Annotated in this window: 12 protein-coding genes; 7 read left to right on the plus strand and 5 right to left on the minus strand. The window is 67.8% G+C overall.

What is annotated here, in order from left to right:
* The first annotated feature begins 649 nt into the window (after nt 1-649).
* Nucleotides 650-1,747, plus strand: coding sequence for an ISAs1 family transposase (locus IE271_RS37945; protein ID WP_229919875.1), 1,098 nt, complete (start codon nt 650-652; stop codon nt 1,745-1,747).
* Between the two features lie 44 nt (nt 1,748-1,791).
* On the opposite strand, the gene IE271_RS43735 is transcribed toward IE271_RS37945, so the two are convergent.
* Nucleotides 1,792-2,163 (minus strand): eCIS core domain-containing protein, encoded by a 372-nt coding sequence (locus IE271_RS43735; RefSeq protein WP_190195020.1) that lies wholly within the window; start codon nt 2,161-2,163, stop codon nt 1,792-1,794.
* A gap of 863 nt (nt 2,164-3,026) precedes the next feature.
* Here IE271_RS43735 and IE271_RS37955 point away from each other — a divergent pair.
* Nucleotides 3,027-6,692 (plus strand): nSTAND1 domain-containing NTPase, encoded by a 3,666-nt coding sequence (locus IE271_RS37955; protein ID WP_190195021.1) that lies wholly within the window; start codon nt 3,027-3,029, stop codon nt 6,690-6,692.
* A 139-nt stretch (nt 6,693-6,831) separates the two neighbouring features.
* Here IE271_RS37955 and IE271_RS37960 read toward each other — a convergent pair whose 3' ends face one another.
* The gene (locus tag IE271_RS37960; RefSeq protein ID WP_190195022.1) at nt 6,832-9,354 is read right to left on the minus strand and encodes a Pls/PosA family non-ribosomal peptide synthetase; all 2,523 of its coding nucleotides are present in this window, start codon (nt 9,352-9,354) and stop codon (nt 6,832-6,834) included.
* Nucleotides 9,355-10,073: 719 nt separating this feature from the next.
* The gene (locus IE271_RS37965) at nt 10,074-10,400 is read right to left on the minus strand and encodes a phosphopantetheine-binding protein (RefSeq protein ID WP_229919877.1); all 327 of its coding nucleotides are present in this window, start codon (nt 10,398-10,400) and stop codon (nt 10,074-10,076) included.
* 908 nt (nt 10,401-11,308) lie between these two features.
* Between IE271_RS37965 and IE271_RS37970 the strand changes: the two genes are divergently transcribed.
* From IE271_RS37970 to IE271_RS37980, 3 genes are read left to right on the plus strand one after another with little or no spacing between them, the layout of a single operon-like run.
* Nucleotides 11,309-12,208 carry an IS701 family transposase gene (locus IE271_RS37970; protein WP_190195023.1) on the plus strand — a complete coding sequence of 300 codons (900 nt, stop codon included), beginning with the start codon at nt 11,309-11,311 and terminating at the stop codon, nt 12,206-12,208.
* Nucleotides 12,195-12,815, plus strand: a complete 621-nt coding sequence (locus IE271_RS37975) for a hypothetical protein (protein WP_190195024.1) — start codon at nt 12,195-12,197, stop codon at nt 12,813-12,815. Before IE271_RS37970 ends, IE271_RS37975 begins: the two co-directional genes overlap by 14 nt.
* Nucleotides 12,816-12,820: 5 nt before the next feature.
* Nucleotides 12,821-13,504 carry a TnsA-like heteromeric transposase endonuclease subunit gene (locus IE271_RS37980; RefSeq protein WP_308435250.1) on the plus strand — a complete coding sequence of 228 codons (684 nt, stop codon included), beginning with the start codon at nt 12,821-12,823 and terminating at the stop codon, nt 13,502-13,504.
* A gap of 454 nt (nt 13,505-13,958) precedes the next feature.
* Here the strand turns inward: IE271_RS37980 and IE271_RS37985 are convergent, their stop codons facing one another.
* Nucleotides 13,959-14,786 (minus strand): PIN domain-containing protein, encoded by an 828-nt coding sequence (locus IE271_RS37985; RefSeq protein ID WP_190195025.1) that lies wholly within the window; start codon nt 14,784-14,786, stop codon nt 13,959-13,961.
* 218 nt (nt 14,787-15,004) lie between these two features.
* The gene (locus IE271_RS37990) at nt 15,005-15,325 is read right to left on the minus strand and encodes a DUF4429 domain-containing protein (RefSeq protein ID WP_190195026.1); all 321 of its coding nucleotides are present in this window, start codon (nt 15,323-15,325) and stop codon (nt 15,005-15,007) included.
* A gap of 919 nt (nt 15,326-16,244) precedes the next feature.
* On the opposite strand from IE271_RS37990, the gene IE271_RS37995 reads away from it, so the two are divergent.
* Entirely contained in the window at nt 16,245-16,958 is a 714-nt protein-coding gene (locus IE271_RS37995; protein WP_229919878.1) for a hypothetical protein, read from the plus strand.
* The gene (locus IE271_RS38000) at nt 16,955-17,401 is read left to right on the plus strand and encodes a helix-turn-helix domain-containing protein (RefSeq protein ID WP_190195027.1); all 447 of its coding nucleotides are present in this window, start codon (nt 16,955-16,957) and stop codon (nt 17,399-17,401) included. Before IE271_RS37995 ends, IE271_RS38000 begins: the two co-directional genes overlap by 4 nt.
* Nucleotides 17,402-17,557: the final 156 nt, after the last annotated feature.

The following is a 17,557-nucleotide window of genomic DNA, read 5'->3' on the forward strand; positions in this document are numbered from 1 at the left end:
CGTCGATGACCGCGTGCGCGACCGCCTCGGAGCGCAGCAGCGCCGACACCTCCCACCCCACCGTCGTCTTACCGACACCAGCTCGCCCTCCGATGAGCAGCACCTCTGCATGATCCATGCACGGCAGCCTGCCAGCCGACGCCTCCCCCACGCGATCCGATATCCATCCGACCACCGGCCCGGCAGCAGCCCGTACAACCGCAGCCGGCGACTGCCGTATTCAGCCTTTCCACCATCATGGAGAAGGAAGCGGTGAATAGCGCGATCGTACGGTGGGCGCAGCATCCATAAAAGGATGAACAAGAGCCGTTCATTCGGAGTGATTGAATCCGAGATATCGATCCGTTCGGAACTCCGGGAATTCATGCGCGGATCCGCTCGGGGGAAACTACGCCATGAGAACGGGGTCTTGACAGGGGCATTGCATGAAGCGGATCGGTCTGGTTCTTGCGCCTTGTCGGTGACGTCGCGTCATGTCCCGGTCTGGGGTCGGGAAGCAGTGCAGGCACGGCGCCGGTAATCATGTGGTTGTCGAGACCCATGCGAACCGAACGAGACCGTGCCTGCCCCTGCATCATCCCCCATGCCCGTCGCGCTGGAGCACCTGGCCCGCGCTCCTTCGTCTGGACCCCTCATCGACGCAGCCGGCTTGCGTCTCTTCCTGGATGCGGTGCCCGACCCGCGGGACCGCAGGGGCCGCCGGCATCCGCTGTCCGCGCTGCTGGCAGCGGCCGCCGTGCTGGCCGGCGCCCGTTCCCTGGCCGCGATCGGTGAGTGGATCACGGACGCATCACGCTGGGCCGTACGCACCCTCGGTTTCGCCCCGGATCCTCTGACCGGGCAGATGATGCTCCCGCACCCGGCGGCGGTGCGTCGTCTGCTTGCCCGGCTGGACGGCGACGCGATGGATGCCGCGATCGGGGCCTTCCTGTCCGCACGGGCAGCCCGCACCCGTGCGCCGGACGCGCTGCGGCCGATCGCAGTGGACGGCAAGACCGTCCGTGGCTCACGCACCCGGACCACGGCGGCGATCTCGCTGCTGGCCGCGATGACGCACAGCGGAGAGGTCCTCGCCCAGCGCCAGGTCGCAGACAAGAGCAACGAAATCCCGTCCTTCGCGCCACTGTTGGACGACGTCGACCTCACCCGTGCCGTGATCACGGCCGATGCTCTGCACACCCGGCACGGCCACGGCACCTACCTGCGTTCGCGAGGAGCCCACTACACCGCCGTCGTGAAGAAAAACCACCCCGGCCTGTTCGGCCGCGTCCGTGCCCTGCCCTGGCGTGAGATCACGCTCGATCACTACGAGCGCACCCGGGCCCACCACCGCGACGAAATCCGCCGGCTGAAGACCGCCGCGTTCGCCCACCTGGACTACCCCGACGCCCGCCAGGCTCTCCAGGTCGTGCGCTGGAGACGAGACCGCGGCTCGGGCAAGCTGAGCATCGAACGTGTCTACCTGATCACCAGCCTGCCGCCCGGCGCGGCCACCGGCGCCCAGCTCGCCTCCTGGATCAGAGGTCACTGGGGTATCGAGCACCTCCTCCACCACGTTCGGGACCGAACCTTCCGCGAGGACGACTCCAAAGTCCGCTCCGCTCACCTGCCCCGCACAGTGGCCAGCCTCCACAACCTGGCCATCGGCCTCCACCGGCAGGACGGCCAGAAGAACATCGCAGCCGCCCTCCGCCGAGCGGCCCGCGACTACCGCAGGCCCCTGGCCCTCCTCGGCCTCACCGGATGAAACCGGACAAGATCACTTCACGCAAAGATCCTGGCGGCAGCCCCTCAAGACTGCTGGAGGACGCGTGTCAGCTCGTGGGCCAGCGTATGGCGGACCACGCCGCTCTCTCCGATGACGACTTGGTTGCCCAAGGTGTGGGCACAGGAACCGATCTCGGCAACAACACGCTGCGCCGTGATACCTGAGTGCACATGTACATCGGAGATGTCTCTCCCCAGACTGCTTTCCATGCCGGCCCATGCTCCCCCGCCCAATAGACGCCCGGCATAATCTATGCTTTCTTGCGGTGTTCGCCGTACGGTCGCCGGCAGGAGGTTCGTTCGTGAAAGTGCCTGCTCGGATGTACCAACTTCCGACTTGGCAATGCACCGTGAACCTTCGGAGACTTTCCGTTTCGGCCTCTCGTGCGCGTACATGACCGTCTCCGATCGTATGCGTGGGCAATCGTTCCTTTCTACCGGACGCGGTGTCACTGTGGCGTCACCAACGCCTCATGGCGGATGCCTTTATCCCAGCGATCTAATCCTTAATTAAGGATTGCTTGTGCTGCTGAAATTCGGTGATCTAGCGAGGCGGGTAACCATCGCGTACGCAGAAAACATTACTAGCAGTGATTCGTTGATTCGGGCAGTAAAGGTCAAGAGGTCTGCCGGTGGTGACTGCGTCGATGAGGTGCTGGAGTTCGATGGGTGGGCAGGACTTCGGCGTTGTGGCGTGACGTCCAGTTCGTGATAGTCCGCCAGCTTGACGGTGCCCCAGAACGTGACAGGTACGGCTTCCAAGATCATGGAGTTCTCTACACGAGTGATAAATTTCGCAGACAAATACGGAAGTTGAGTATGCGGCAATCAATGGGCCGTGTTGAATCCTGTTACGATAATGCCACCGCGGAAAGCTGGTTCGCCATCCTGAAAGCCGAGGTCGGCACCGGCACGTGGGCGACTCGAGCCCAAGCCCGCGCCGACATCCTCCGCTTCATCGAGATCGAGCACAACCGCAACAGGCTCCGCAAGCCCGAGTTCAGGTACCTCACCCCGCTCGGGACTCGGAACCGACTGCAACACGACTTCACCCCCGCAGCGTAATCACCCGCTGTCCAAGATCATGGGAGAACTTCATTCTCCAAAAACAACCATGGCCGAAACCGCAGCTGCCGCCCTCTGCCAATGCCATCTCGCAGCTGTCTCCACAGAGAAATGACCGGCTGACCCGGTCAACCGAACCAATCAGGGCGCTAATCTGCCGGGTGGGAGTAGGCGACGTCTCGAAGGAGGCGGCCATGGCACGTCAGGAGAAGCCTCTAGATCTAAACGCCGGACCGGCGCAAGCGTTTGCAATCGCGTTGAGGGGCGTGCGTCGCCGAGCCGGGCAGCCGACTTATCGGATGCTGGCGCGGAAGGCAGGGTATTCGGCAAGCACGCTGTCAGAGGCGGCGGCCGGGGAGCGGTTGCCGTCTCTGCCGGTCACCCTCGCCTACGTGGCCGCCTGCGGTGCCGATCCGAACGAATGGGAGGAACGTTGGCGGGCGGTGGCAGCTGTTCTCGCCGCACGTCCGACTGAGGATGACAGCGCGCAGGCACCCTATCGGGGTCTGGCTCGCTACGAACCGTCCGACGCCGCCCTGTTCTTCGGCCGCGACCTGCTCACCCGCGACCTGCTCGATTTGGTCCGCCGCCACCGGTTCACCGCGTTGTCCGGCCCGTCCGGCAGTGGCAAGTCGTCCCTGCTGCGGGCCGGCCTGCTGCCCGCCCTCCAGCAACACGCGGACGTCGCCGGGGCGCCGCCGGCTGCGCTGCGCATCCTCACCCCCGGACCGCACCCCGTCCGCGCCCACGCCGCGGCGTTGACGGCCAAAGAGGATGCGGCCGGGAACACTGTGATCGTAGTTGATCAGTTTGAGGAACTGTTCACCCTGTGCGCCGACCCGGCCGAACGCACGGAATTTGTCGACCGATTGCTGAGCGCCCGGAAGCCAGGCAGCCGGCTGCGCGTGGTCATCGCCGTGCGCGCCGACTTCCTGGGGCGCTGCGCCGACCGCCCTGAGCTGGCCGCAGCGTTGCGTGGCACGCTGCTGCTGGTGGGGCCGATGGATCGTGACGAACTGCGACAGGCGGTCATCGGTCCGGCCCAGGCATCTGGGTTGATCGTGGAACGCACCCTGACCGCCCGGCTGCTTGCCGAGACCGAAGGCCGGCCTGGCGCCCTACCCCTGCTCTCGCACTCCCTGCTGGAGACCTGGCGTCGCCGCCAGGGCCGCACCCTGACCGAAACCGCTTACGAGGCGGCCGGTGGACTGCACGGCGCTATCGCCCGCACTGCTGAGGACTGCTACCTAAACCTTACCCCCGGCCAGGCCGACCTCGCCCGCTCGTTGCTGCTGCGGCTGATCACTCCCGGTGATAACACACCCGACACTCGGCGCCCCACCCCCCGCACCGAATTCGGTCTGGGCGACCCCGTTGAGGTTACAACCGTTCTGGAATACCTCACCCGTGCCCGCCTGATCACCTGCGACGAAGACACCGTCGACCTTGCCCATGAGGCCCTTATCGCCTGCTGGCCCCGTCTCAGCGCATGGCTCGACACCGACCGCGACCGGCTGCGCCTGCATCGCCGGCTCACTGATGCCGCCACCACTTGGCACACCCTCCATCACGACCCAGGCGCCCTCTACCGCGGCACCCGGCTCACCGATGCCGAGAACGCCTTTCCTCCGGCCAATCGCCCGGCCGAACTCACCGCGCTCGAGAACGACTTCCTCACCGCCAGCCAAACGGCTGCCACCCGCCGCGCACGCCGTGCCCGTCGCCTCAACTCCACTTTGATCGGCGCCCTCGTCCTGATGCTGATCACCACTGTGCTCACCCTTTGGCAACGACAGACCGCGGTCGATGCGCAGCATGAGACACTGTCGCAGCTGTCACAACAGCTGGCCCTCAAATCCAACGCTTTGATCAGCACCAACCCCGACCTGGCCTCGCTCCTTGCCGTCCAGGCCTACCGCACCGCACCTACTACCGAAACCGCTGCCAGTCTGTACGCAGCTGCAGATCTCCCCCTCCGACGCCGCCTCACCGGCCACACCGACAGCGTCTGGGGAGTGGCGTACAGTCCCGACGGCAAAACCCTCGCCACCGCCAGCAAAGACAAGACGGTGCGACTATGGGACGCCACCACCGGCGCATCCCGCAAAACCCTCACCGGACACACCAGAGACGTGTACGCGGTGGCGTACAGTCCTGACGGCAAAACCCTCGCCACCGCCAGCAAAGACGAGACGGTGCGTCTGTGGAACGCCACTACCGGTATTTCCCGCAGAGTCCTCACCGGACACACCGGCTTCGTGTTCGCGGTGGCGTACAGCCCCGACGGGCACACCCTCGCCACCGGCAGCCAGGACAAGACCGTACGACTATGGAACGCCGCCACCGGCGCATCCCGCAAAACCCTCACCGGACACACTGACGAGGTGTACGCGGTGGCCTTCAGCCCTGACGGCAAGACACTCGCCACCAGTAGCCAGGACAGCACGGTGCGGCTGTGGGATGCCACCACCGGCGCACTCCGAAAGGTACTCACCGGCCACACCAAGGGCATCTGGGGGGTGGCGTACAGTCCTGACGGCAAGACACTCGCCAGCGGTAGTCAGGACAAGACGGTGCGGCTGTGGGATGCCACCACCGGCGCACTCCGAAAGGTACTCACCGGCCACACCAGCGACGTGTACGTGGTGACGTTCAGCCCCGACGGAAAGACCCTCGCCAGCGGTGCCTACGACAACACCGTGCGGCTGTGGGACACCGCCACCGGCGCATTCCGAAAGACTCTCACCGGACACGCCGGCTTCGTGTACGCGGTGGCGTACAGCCCCAACGGACGCACCCTCGCCACCGGCAGCGAAGACAAGACCATACGACTGTGGGACACCGCCACCGACGTACCCCGTAAAACCCTCACTGGACACACCAGCGGAGTAGACGCGGTGGCGTACAGCCCCAACGGACGCACCCTCGCCACCGGCAGCGAAGACAAGACCATACGACTGTGGGACACCGCCACCGACACCCTTCGAAAGGTACTCACCGGCCATACCGACGCTGTGCTAGGGGTCGCGTACAGCCCTGACGGCAAAACCCTCGCCACCGCCGGTGCGGACAAAACGGTACGACTATGGGACATCGCCACCGGCGCACTCCGCAAAACCCTGACTGGACACACCAGCGGAGTGAACGCGGTGGCGTACAGCCCCAACGGACACACCCTCGCCACCGCCAGTAACGACAGCACCGTGCGCCTGTGGAATGCCATCACCGGCACCCACCGCAAAACCCTCACCGGACACTTCGGCTTCGCATCCTCGGCGGCATTCAGCCCTGACGGAAAGACCCTCGCGAGCGGCGGTTACGACAACACTGTGCGGTTATGGGATGCGACTACTGGCACACCCCGAAAGACCCGTGCTAGCCAAGCCAACATCGTGTACATGGTGGCGTACAACCCCAACGGCAGCACTCTTGCCACCGCCAGCGAAGACGGAACAGTGCGGCTGTGGAACGCCACCACCGGCATTCTTCGCAGAACCCTCACCGGCCACACCAGCGCCGTGTACACGGTAGCGTTCAGCCCTGACGGCACAACCCTCGCCACCGGCAGCGAAGACAAGACCATACGACTGTGGGATGGCGCCGCTGGTACCCCCCGCAAAGTCCTCACCGGTCATACCGACGCCGTGCGAGGGGTGGCGTTCACCCCCGACGGCACAGCCCTGACCACCGCCGGCAAAGACAGGACGGTACGACTGTGGGATTTGCATCATCGCGACGCGAAGGAGGCCGAGAAGAAGATCTGCACGGCCCTCCGGCGGAATTTTACAGAGGAGGAACGGTCCACGTACCTGCAAGGCCAGCACGCCGAACCACTATGCACAGCACCGGTCCGAAAATAGAACATGGACCTTGTCTCCGGGCGGACATGAATTCGCCATCTGCAGCTGCCGACCGACGCGGCACAGCATGGGAAGATGTCGGCCCCGGCGGAGAGGTTTCCGCCGGGGCCGTCGTGGTGCTGTCAAGATGACGCGAGGCTCACTCCGGGACGGCGGCCTTGGCCGGCCGGGGGGCGAGTTCTCGTGCGGGGTTGCCCGCCCAGCGGGTGCCGGGGGTCACCTGCTCGCCTTTCATCAGGAAGGAGTCGGCGCCGATCACGGCGCCGTCGCCCACGGTGGAGCCGTAGTGGACCAGGGCCCCGACGCCGATGGTGCAGCCGTCGCCGACGGTGATGCGGTCGGACTTGAAGGTGCCGTCCTCCTGGGAGTGGCAGTGCAGGACGACGCCGTGGTTGAGGGTGCAGTCCTCTCCCAGGGTGATGAGGGTGCGTTCGGGCATGCTGCTCCCGTCGTCGAAGAGCCGCCGCCCGCCCCGCACGCCCAGCGCCCGCCAGAACAGGCCCTTGAACGGGGTGCCGTTCAACAGCTGCAGCTGCGTCCCCGCGTGCTTCCAGAAACGCTCGTGCCGCCAGAAGTCGGGGTGGTAGATCGAGCAGTACAGCGGACGCTGCCGGCGGAACCCTGCGGCGGCCCGCTCGGACACGACGGTGAGGCCGAGGGTGAACAGCAGGGAGGCCACGGTGGCCAGGGCGATCGCCGCTGCGCCCAGGAGGTCGTGGAGGCTCGCCGCGGCCCAGAAGAGCGTGAGCACGACGAAGGCCTGCAGCCAGCGGACGAGCAGGAACGAGGCCAGAGTCACCGCGTTGTGCCGGTTCTTCGCCCTGAGACGGCGGCGCAGCTCCTGGCCGTTGCGCAGGTGGTCGAAGGCCGCGTCGCGCTCCACGGTGCGGGGGATCTCGAAGCTGGGTGAGCCCAGCAGCCCGGTGTCGTGCCGGACGGGGCCGTCGACGGGCACCATGGCCTTGGTCGCCAGCAGCACGTTGTCGCCGGTGCGGCCGCGGGCGGGGTAGGCGATGCGGTTGCCGAGGAAGTTGTTCGCCCCGATCTGGACTTTGGAGAGGCGGAAGGAGCTGCCGGAGTAGTCGGCGTTCAGCACCGACAGCCAGTCGGCGACCATGGTGCCGGTGCCGACGCCGCTCAGATACGGGTCGTCCTGCTCGACCTTGGCGCCGAAGTTCGAGCCGGTCTGCTCCACATCGGAGAGGTCCCAGCCCAGGGCGCGCAGGTAGCAGGTGATCGCGGAGCTGTCGCCGAACAGCCAGGTGAGCTGCCTGCTGTTGGTCAGGCGCGCCACCGCTCGGTGCAGCGAGTAATGAAGCCCGTAGAGCCGGTAGGTCTCCTCCGCCTTCAGGGGAAGGTGTAGCAGCCGGGGCAGTGTGGACACCAGGAACAGGCCGGCGAGCAGGGCGCCGAAGTACAGCACGAACGACATGCCCAGGGCGCTGGCGAGGAATGTCCAACCGAATGCGGTCGGTGTGTGCGTGAGGGCGCCGAGCTGCGGGATTGCGGCGATCAGCAGGCCGGCGCCGCCGACGGTGAGCGGTGCGTAGAGCAGCAGCGCGGCCAGCAGCTGCGTGGCGCCGAAGAAGAAGCGGTGCCAGGGGGTGCAGCGGACCGGTTCGACCGTCTGGTATTCGGTGGTGCAGGGCTGTACCGGGGAGCCGTGCCAGGACTGTCCGGCGGGGACGGACTGTCCTGGGTGCAGGGAGGAGGCGTGGCCGAGCCGGGCCCGGTCGCCCATCGCGGTGTGGATGTCCAGCACCGTCTGCTCCCCGACGTACACGTCCTTGCCCAGGGTGACCGGGCCGGTCTGGATCCAGCCGGCCTGCGCCCGGTAGCACGAGAGCAGGACATTCTTGCGGACGACCGTGCCGTCCCCGACGGTGAGCAGGTCGGTGCAGACCGGGACGTGCGCGGACAGGATCAGAGTGCCGCGCCCGATCTTCGCGCCCAGCGCCCTCAGGTAGAGGGTGTAGACGGGTGATCCGGCAAACAGCGCCAGCGGATTCAGCTGTATGAGCGTCTTCACGAGCCAGAAGCGCAGGTATCCCGGGCTCCAGATGCGGATCGCGCGGGGTGTCCAGCGGCCGATCAGTGTCCATTTGGCGGCGATCGGCACAGTGCACACCGCGAGGAGGAGGCCGCCGCCGAACAGCACCGCCCGCAGATAGCTCGCCACCAGGCCCGAGCCGGCGGTGACCCAGTCGTACCCGAGACCGATGACCGTTGCGCTGGCGTAGACGTAGGCGAGGAAGGCCAGGAGCTGCACTGCTCCGCAGAGGAAGTAGCCGGCCGTGCCCGTCCTGACCGGGGGCACGAGGTCGACCGGTGCCGCGGGCGGCGCCGCCACGGAGGCGGGCGCGGGGGCCGTGAGCGCTCGGGCGAGGCTGCGTACCGTCTGGTGCCGGTAGATGTCCTTCATCGACGCCGACGGCAGGTCCTCACGCTTTCTGGCCCGTGCGCAAAAGCGCGCCATGACCATGGAGTCGGCTCCCAGGTCGTCGAAGAAGTTGCTGTCGGCCGCCACCCGATCGGTGCCCACCACTTCGGCCAGCACCTCGGCGAGACGACCTTCGACATCGGCCCCGGCATCAGCGGGTATGCCCGGTGCGGGCGTAGTCCCGGTCCTCTGGGTCGTCGAGGCAAGGTCAGCACGGTTCACGGCTGGGCTCCTTGAATGTCACGATCATGCGGATGAGGGCGCAGTCGACCGGCCGACGGGCGGAGCCGGTCGCTGGTGTGTGGTCAGGTCGTGGGTGTCACCGCAGGGCGCGGCGGGGGCGGTGGTGACGGCGGGTGGCGGGCGAAGGCCTGGCGTCAAGCTCGTTGGCGCACGTAAAGCGTGGTGATTGCGATAGGGCCGCTGCGCAGTTGGAGGAAGGCGGCCGAATGATCACTGCTCTGCGGTCCGTGAGATCACCGAGGCGACGTTGTATATCCTCCGTGCACCGTTCCGAGCGTCGGTGTGGAGCTGGACGGCCGGGTCACACAGAGAACCGGGCGAATGAGGCCAGGGCGATTCGTGGTGCGGGTCGCGTGCCCGCTGCCCCTCCAGGGCGCCACCACGACGGCCGCGCAGTCTCGGGCCTGCGGGTGGAGGTGGAAAGAAGGGCACGTCGGCGTTGGCGCGGACCACTTGTCTCACTCCTCCGAGCACTAACGCAGACACCGTGCGCAGCATCTCGTGTGGCTCGGCGACACCGTGTAGGGCGCGCTCCGGCGGGGCCGGGTCGAGGCGGTCGTTCGGCCTGTGCACCCGGGGCAGGTCGCGGATGGCCCGCCCCGGTGCCCATCGGGAAGGGCGCCGAGGATCGCTGACCGGCCGACGGTGGTGCCGTCGCCTCGCCGGCGTGCACAAGGAACGGATGGGAGGTGCGCACTTCACTTCGCCTCGGTTTCGAGCGCGGTCACCGCGCGCACCCATTCGGCGTCCTCCAGCGGTGCAAGCGAGGCCACTGCCCAGGCCCGTACCTCCAGCTTTTCCACGGAGTCGGCGCTCGCGCGGACCGATCGGGCGAGCTGGGCCATGGTCTGGCACTGAAGCATCGTGCTTAACGGCACGTCGACGCGGAGCGCCAACGCGATCCTTTCCCGCGCCCGCAGGACACTGAGCACGTGCACGATGCCCGAGGCGAACAGACCTTGGCCCCGGTCAAGGCCGGGAAGCCCGAGGACCGTCGACCAGATGCGGCTCAGTACGTGCTCCACCGGCTCGGCAGGGCCCCCACCACCATCCGCACCACTAGAGGCTGTGTCCGGTGGCGGCGGACTACCGGCACTGCCGTCCCGCAGGAGGAGTGGGCCCATCCTGCCATCGCATGCGAAGGGTCCGGTTTCGCTCACGCCGCCCTCCCTTCCGGCTTAGCCACGATCATGAACCTGTCCCCGCGTGCGCTGTACACGACCTGTACGTTTTCGCCTGCCGCAGTCCGGCCCGCCACCTCGGCATCCAGCCTCGGCAACGAGCGCGAATCCCCCGCGGGCAACCACCGGTGACCGGTGCCCCGCCTCGAAACGGTGCCGCTGACTGCGTCTTCCTTATCCCTGTATGACCGATGGGACAACAGGACCTGGCGTCCCGTCGGCAAGAACATCGTGGCCGCGATGCTGCTGTCGCCGCTCGATGCCTCTCCCCCGGCAGGACTCCGACCAATTGGTGCGTTGCTCATCGATGCGCCTCCTGTGTATTCGTCCGACGAACCCCGCGCCGAGACCTGGCGGGCTGCCGCCTTCTGGACCGGCCGGTCGACCGGTCCAGACCCGTCAACCGACGGGCCCGGACCGCCCCTCCGTTAATCGAGCGAGATTCTGCAATCCACTGCAGCGTCCGGAACATTGATTGACAGCCCCGATCCGCTGCGCCGAACAAGAACGGCGGCCCCGGACGCCGAAACGGCCTCCGTTTCCCAGCCAGCTGGAATTGATGGGCAACCCCCTCGCCCGCGCCGGTCAACCAACACAGCCCGCACGTCCGACGAACCCTGGTACCAGAGCCTGCCTGCGGCAACGGCTTCATTGCGGAGGTGGACCCGGCTAGCCCTTCGGTTGGAGATCGACTGCGTTGCTGCAGTTCGGTGATCTGACGAGGCGGGTGATTACCGGGTAGGCAGGCGCCGTTGCTGGACGTTCCGCCGGTTGTCACCGACCGCGAACGGGCGGATGGGTGGTCGGACCGGCTGGAGGATGTGCTGCTGGAGGCCGGGAGCGTCTTTCCGCGGGCTGATCTGCGGCGGCGGGCAGCCGCGTGTATCCGCGGCCTGCTGGGGCCGCTGTCGCGCAAGAACGGGTGGCAGTTGGCGGAGTACGCCGGCGACGCCCGCCCCGATGGCCGGCAGCATCTGCTGGACCGCTCCCGCTGGGACGTGGACGAACTGCGCGATGTCGTGCGCCGCTATGTGATCGCCGGACTGGACGACGGGGGCTGCGGCGCCGGGCCGGCAGGTGCGGGAGTGCTGGTCGTGGACGAGACCGGCTTCGCCAAGAAGGGCCACGCCTCGGCCGGGGCGGCCCGTCAGTTCACCGGCTCGCTCAGCGGGGTGTTCCCCTGCCAGGTGGGGGTGATGGCCGCGTGGGCCACCGGCGCCGGGCAAGCACTCATTGATCGGGAGCTCTACCTGCCGCAGGAGTGGACGCGGGATCGCGCGCGTTGCCGTGCCGCGCACGTGCCCGACGGGGTGGGCTTTGCCGCCAAGCCGCGCCAGGCGGAGCAGATGATCGACCGGATTCTGCCCGACCTGCCGCAGGGGCAGGTGTGGGTGGCGGCGGACGAGGTCTACGGCCGCGACGGCGCCTTCCGCGCCTTCTTGGAGTCACGCGAGCTGCCGTATGCGGCGGGTGGTGCAGGCCAACCAGACGGTGTTGCCGCGGCCGGGCCGGCGGCACATCGCCCGGCTGGTCGAGCGCGTCGCCCGGGAGGAGGACTGGGTGGAGCTGCCCGCCGGACCCTCCCAGCTCGACAGCCGCAGCCGGCAGCGGTGGGTACGACGCGTCCCCGACCCGGACATGAGGGTAGGTGACGAAGCACGGGCGCGCCGGCTCATCGGCCGGGCCCAGCAGCGCTGGCCCACCCTCGCCCGCCGGGCCGCAGCCCGTGGGCATGACCTGCAGCAGGTGTTCGCGCTCGCCCGGGCGGTAGTCGTGTGGTGGTGGCGGCAGGCCCCGCACTGGCCGGACGAGCAGATCTGGCCCGCCCGCACCGCCGCCCTCACCCACGCCCACCACCGGCGCGGCGGCGCAGGCGAACCGGGCGGGCCGGGCGAGGGGTGGCATGCGCTGGTGAGGGACGCCGTCGTCCTGCCCGAGCTGGTCACCGTCGCGGCCGCGCTGACCGACCCCGCGTGCGAGCAGCTGGTGCGCGCCGACCACGGCCGTACCAGGCCGGCCGCGCTCGGGGCCGGGGGCCGCTTCGTCCACCACCTCGCCCACCGCCTGCACCGCCCCTGGCTGGGCCCGCTGCTCGGCGTCGACTACACCAGCCCTCTGCAGACCTGGGTCGCCATGGTGCTCGACCCACGCCGGCGGGCAGCAGCCCGTGTGCGCCGGGGAGAGGAACACCGTCAACGACCCGACGGAGGGATACCGGCCGGTTCGGCTGCGCCGCCGGGTCCGGATCGGCTTGCGTGACGGACATGCACCCCAGCAGCACCACCAGCGCCGCACCCGCCGAGGCGGCCACCGACGTTGCCGTGCCGGAGGCCGCGGCAGTCCAGGCGGTCTTCACCGCGCCCGACGGCAGCCGGATTCAGCGGCGCTGGTGCGAGGCGGCCGTGTCGGCGCGGCTGGAGGACATACCTCCGGTGGCACCGTTCCCGACGGTGCCCGGGCGGCGCTGGGGGCCGGGCTGGTGGTGGTCGTCCACCACCGGCCGGCACGTCACCCACGGCTCGCAGGCCATGCGCACCCAGCTGATGTTCCTGGACTGCGACCCGCAGGTGGTCGCCTTGGCGGCGCGGCCGGTGCGGCTGCTCTGGCGCGATCCGGAGGATGGCCGGGTGCGGACCTGGGTGCCGCAGGTGTTCGCCCGCTACGCCGACGGCCACGGAATGCTCGCCGACTGCCCCCACGTCCCCGGCGCGGGCGGCCGGCGCGCGCAGCGGGCCGCCGCCATCCTGGAGGCGGCCTGTGCTGCGGTGGGCTTCGTCTACCGACGCCTGGCGGTGCCGGAGGCGGTGTGGCGGCCAACACCGCCTGGCTGGCCGGCTACCGCCACCCCCGCTACCGCAACCCCGGCGGCCTTCAGCAGGCCGTCCTTCAGGCGTTCGCCACCGCCCGGCCGCTCATGGCCGGCGCCGCGGCCGCCGGCGAGGTCCTGACCGCGCTGCCGGTGACCTACCACGCCCTGTGGAGCGGCCGACTTCACGCGGACCTGCCCCGGCCACTGAGCGAACACACCCTCATCCAGCCCAGCCCAGCCCGGCCACCCCCGGCACCCGCTCCCGCCCCGATCCCGGCTCTGGCGGCGCTCCTGATCCCGGCAGCGGCGGCAGCCGGGCAGGCAGCGAGGTCGGCTGTGCTGAGCGGGAGCAGCTGTGAGCCCGCCTCCGGCCGCCCGCGCCGACGGGCGGCAACTGGTGGTGGGTGCGCCGGTGACGTTCGAGGACCGCACCTGGCAGGTGCCGCCGTCATCGGACCGTGCGTCCACCTCATCGATGCCGCCAGCAGGTACGCCCCCGTCTCCTGACTCCGTGCCGCAACCGAAAATCGGCCCTCCGCCGTCTGACGAAAAGTCAAAACCTATGCCGGGGAGTCAGTCCGTCCCGAGGGTGTCTAGTCCTTCGGCCTCTCCGGCTCCCGCCCCAGTTTTTTGTGCAACTTCATGCACGGCACATCGGCAACCTTCGCGCGCAGCGCCATCCCAGTGTCGTACGTCACCAGCGTGACCGGACCGGCCGCCACCGTTCGCAGTGCCAAGGCTCGGTCCACGATCTCGTCGTCCTCGTCCGGCAACCGAACATGCCCAGGGGGGTCCGGCAAGACCTCGACCTCCACGGCCCCCAGCATGGACGGTCCATTCAGGAGCCGGTCCAACACCGACAGCCCATACCTCGCCCGCCACCGGGCGTGCGGCGACACTCTGGCTTCCTTCAGCCGATCCAGCTCGTCCACCACCGTCATTGGAACAGCGACGCGGACCTTGCCCTCAAAGTCGGCCAGCCCGAACAGGTCGGCGTCCTCGAGCTTCTCCTCGTGCTCAATGAAGAAGCTGGTGTCCAGCACAAGCGTCGAAACGTCCTCCGTCCACCTACGGATGATCTCCCGTACGGACGAGGCTGCCCGCTCCAGGTCCGCCATCCGCTGCCGGATCTCCTGGTCGATCAGCCCGTTCGACACCTTCGGCGCCAACATCCCGCTCATATGGCCACCGCCGCCCAGCAGAGCCCAATAGACCGGGGTGAAGAACAGCGCGTCAATGTCCTTCGCACGGACCTGGGACCCCAGCACCCTCGCCTGCTCCGTCGTCCACGTCAGGTACTTGAGCAAGTACTCCTCAGCCGAGGAGAAGTTCCCAGCCAGGTTTTCGGCCTCGATACGGGCCGACTTCAAAAGCCGGTAGACGGTGTGCAGCTCGGCACCAGGTATGGGGGTTACGTACATCCACGGATCATCCCAGAACCTGAACTCTCTGCGCGCAGCGTTTCCCACACTCCATCGCCCTCTTAGAATTACCAGACTCAGTGAGGCTGCGGCAGCAGACCCATCGCATGCTCCATGCGGTTCTCCACCTCACGCTCCTGCACCGTCCCGTGCCGGTTGACATCGCCCTGCGGACACGCACGGATTGCGTCCCCGGCCCCCACGTCGTCGGGGCAAAACTAGGCTCGGGCTTGTTCGACGGCGGCCACGAGCTTCTCAGCGAGGTCGTTACTCTTGCGAGGAATCGACAGACTGTGCGGGTCGTCGTAGGGCGGGCGGCCCGCGTGCAGGATTCCGCCCTTCTCTCCCGCGGCTGTGGCGCCTGGCAGGAGGAATTGCACGTAGCCGTGGACGAGCCGAGTGCCAGGCTTGTAGCGCGTGCCCGTTACGTCGACAGCCCGGATACGTACAGGTGCGGGCTTCGGCCCTACCGGCGTCTTTGTGATGGTGATCCATTCGCCGTCGAAGCTAATCGTGCCAAGCACGCCTTTGACGTCCATGTTCGCCCCCTGTGGCTGCATTTCCTGGAGGGGCCATAGCAGCACGTGTTCGAGCGAACCGTAAAGAGGTCGGCAGAGGCTACGAACGCCTCCATACAGGCAGGGATACCGCTCGTCTGCCGCAGTGTTCATGTTGCCGGAGTGGTCTCGTCCTGTTCCTCCGCGAGGATGCGGTGGACCAGTCTCGGGGACCGTCAGCGCGCCAGCCTGAGGCGTGCCGTCTCTGCGGAATGGGACGCGGCTTCGATCAGCCCGAATTCGTCGGCGAGTGTCCGCACAATTGAAGTGGTCGAAACTTAAACCACAGAACGGCACCCCGGGCTACCGGTAGCCGCATCCCGACGCACGGAGGCACCTGAGCCGACCGGCCCTTCAGGCCCGGTCGGCGGAGCCACCCGCCCACAGCGGCCACGCCTTTGCTGCGTTTGTCCGTCTCGGCCGCCACCACCCGAGACTCAGATCCGCTGGTGCCGCCCACTTGCCGCACCAGACGTACCCAGCCGCACGCGAAGCCTCCTCAGCCCAGGTGCCCTTGGAGTAGGGCACGGGCTCGTTTCGCTTAGGTGCTGGAGGTCGGGGGCGACCTCAGCCACTGATATGTAGCGAGATCAAGAAACCGCAGGTCAGAGCGTTGCGGATTCGGAGATGAGTACCGGCTGAGGGGACGTATCGCGGGCGATGTGTCCCGAGTGAGGGGGCACATCGCCACCTCTATGTCAACTGGAGGCGACATGATTTCCGCCCGCATGTCAAGTACAGGCGACATCCGAGGCTGATGCGCCCTCAGGGAGGGACTGCCCGACAGGAGGGAAGTAGTTGTGTCCCTCTGGAGGGACACAACTCGCTCTGCATGTCGCGTCGGAGCGACATGCGTGTCAAGTAGGGATGACATACTGCTGCGTGTCCGGCCAGTAACAGCTTGGAGAGCAGCCTCGTGTCGACAGATCCGCAGCGTCGCCGTACGAGCGCCCCCCGAGGGGCGCCGCAGCCGAAGCTGCCGTTGTCTGATCCGGCTGACGCCTGGGATCGGCCGCTGCGGCCCGTCAAGGACCTGGATGCCATTGCCCGGACCTATCCCGGCCGCAAGCTCACCCTGGACGGTGAGCGCAAGCCTCTGGAGTTCTACGGGCCGCCGGGTCAGCCGAACGCATTCAGCATGGACTCATTGGAGTTTTTCCTGGTCATCGCGCAGTTCTTCCGCGAGGCGCTGCCGCTGCGGCTGATGATCGCCTGCCAGCGCGCCGGCGGACGCATCTATCTGACCCAGGAGGAGATGGCGCACGTCCTGGACGTCGCGCGGACCAAGGCGAACGAGGCGCTGGGTGAGATCATGTCGCACGGGATCGTGTTCCGTGTGAAGCGTGGGGTGTACCAGTTCAACCCGCCGTACTCCTACCGGGTGGCCGAGTTCATCCCGGGTACCGAGACTGTGGACGCGGAGTACCTGCGCATCGACCAGCACGAGACCATCGCGAAGATCCGGTCGGACGAGAGCCTGCCGGACCTGGTGCGCTTCCCCTCGCTGGAGCGGATGCGCCAGGAGATCGAGCGGATGCGCGAGGAACGGGCGAAGATGCGTGCTGAGCGCCGCCAGGAGCGGGCGCAGCAGAAGAAGAAGGGGGCCGAACAGTGAGCGGTCTGCATTTCGCCGCGGTGAACGCGGAGGGCGTCGTTGCCGATCTGGATCTGCTGCCCGCGGCGTACCGCGTGCTGCTGAAGATGCGCGCCTACAGCGAGCCGGGCGGACGGATTGAGGTCGATCAGGTCACCCTCGCGCAGATGCTCGGCCTGAGCCGGGCGGCCGTGAACGCGGCCCTGCGCGACCTGGACCTGGCGCAGCTGGTGAAGAAGGTGCGCGCCGGCATCTACCAGCTCAACCCGATGCTCGCCGCCTACCTCTCCCCCGAGGACGCCATCGCGGCCGTCAAGGCGATGCCCAAGAGCGAGCGGCTGAACTCCCCCGGCTTCGTCGAGCACTACCGCCAGGCCGTCCTGGCCTACCAGGACCAGCTCGCCGAGAAGCGCCGGCGTCGCGAGAACGCCAAGCGTCGCGAGACCCTCAAGGCCGTCTCCTGACCCGGCCGACCACTTAACACGAAGGCGCTGCACCTCACGATGCAGCGCCTTCGTGTTGCTGCAGTTGGAGGCGGTTGGAGGAGATGTGCGCGAAGCGCGCCGGGACCATGGTCCCGGCGCGCTTCGCGCACATCTCCTCCAACCGCCTCCAACTGC

The sequence above is a fragment of the Streptomyces minutiscleroticus genome, assembly GCF_014650875.1.
Classification (GTDB): Bacteria; Actinomycetota; Actinomycetes; order Streptomycetales; family Streptomycetaceae; genus Streptomyces; species Streptomyces minutiscleroticus.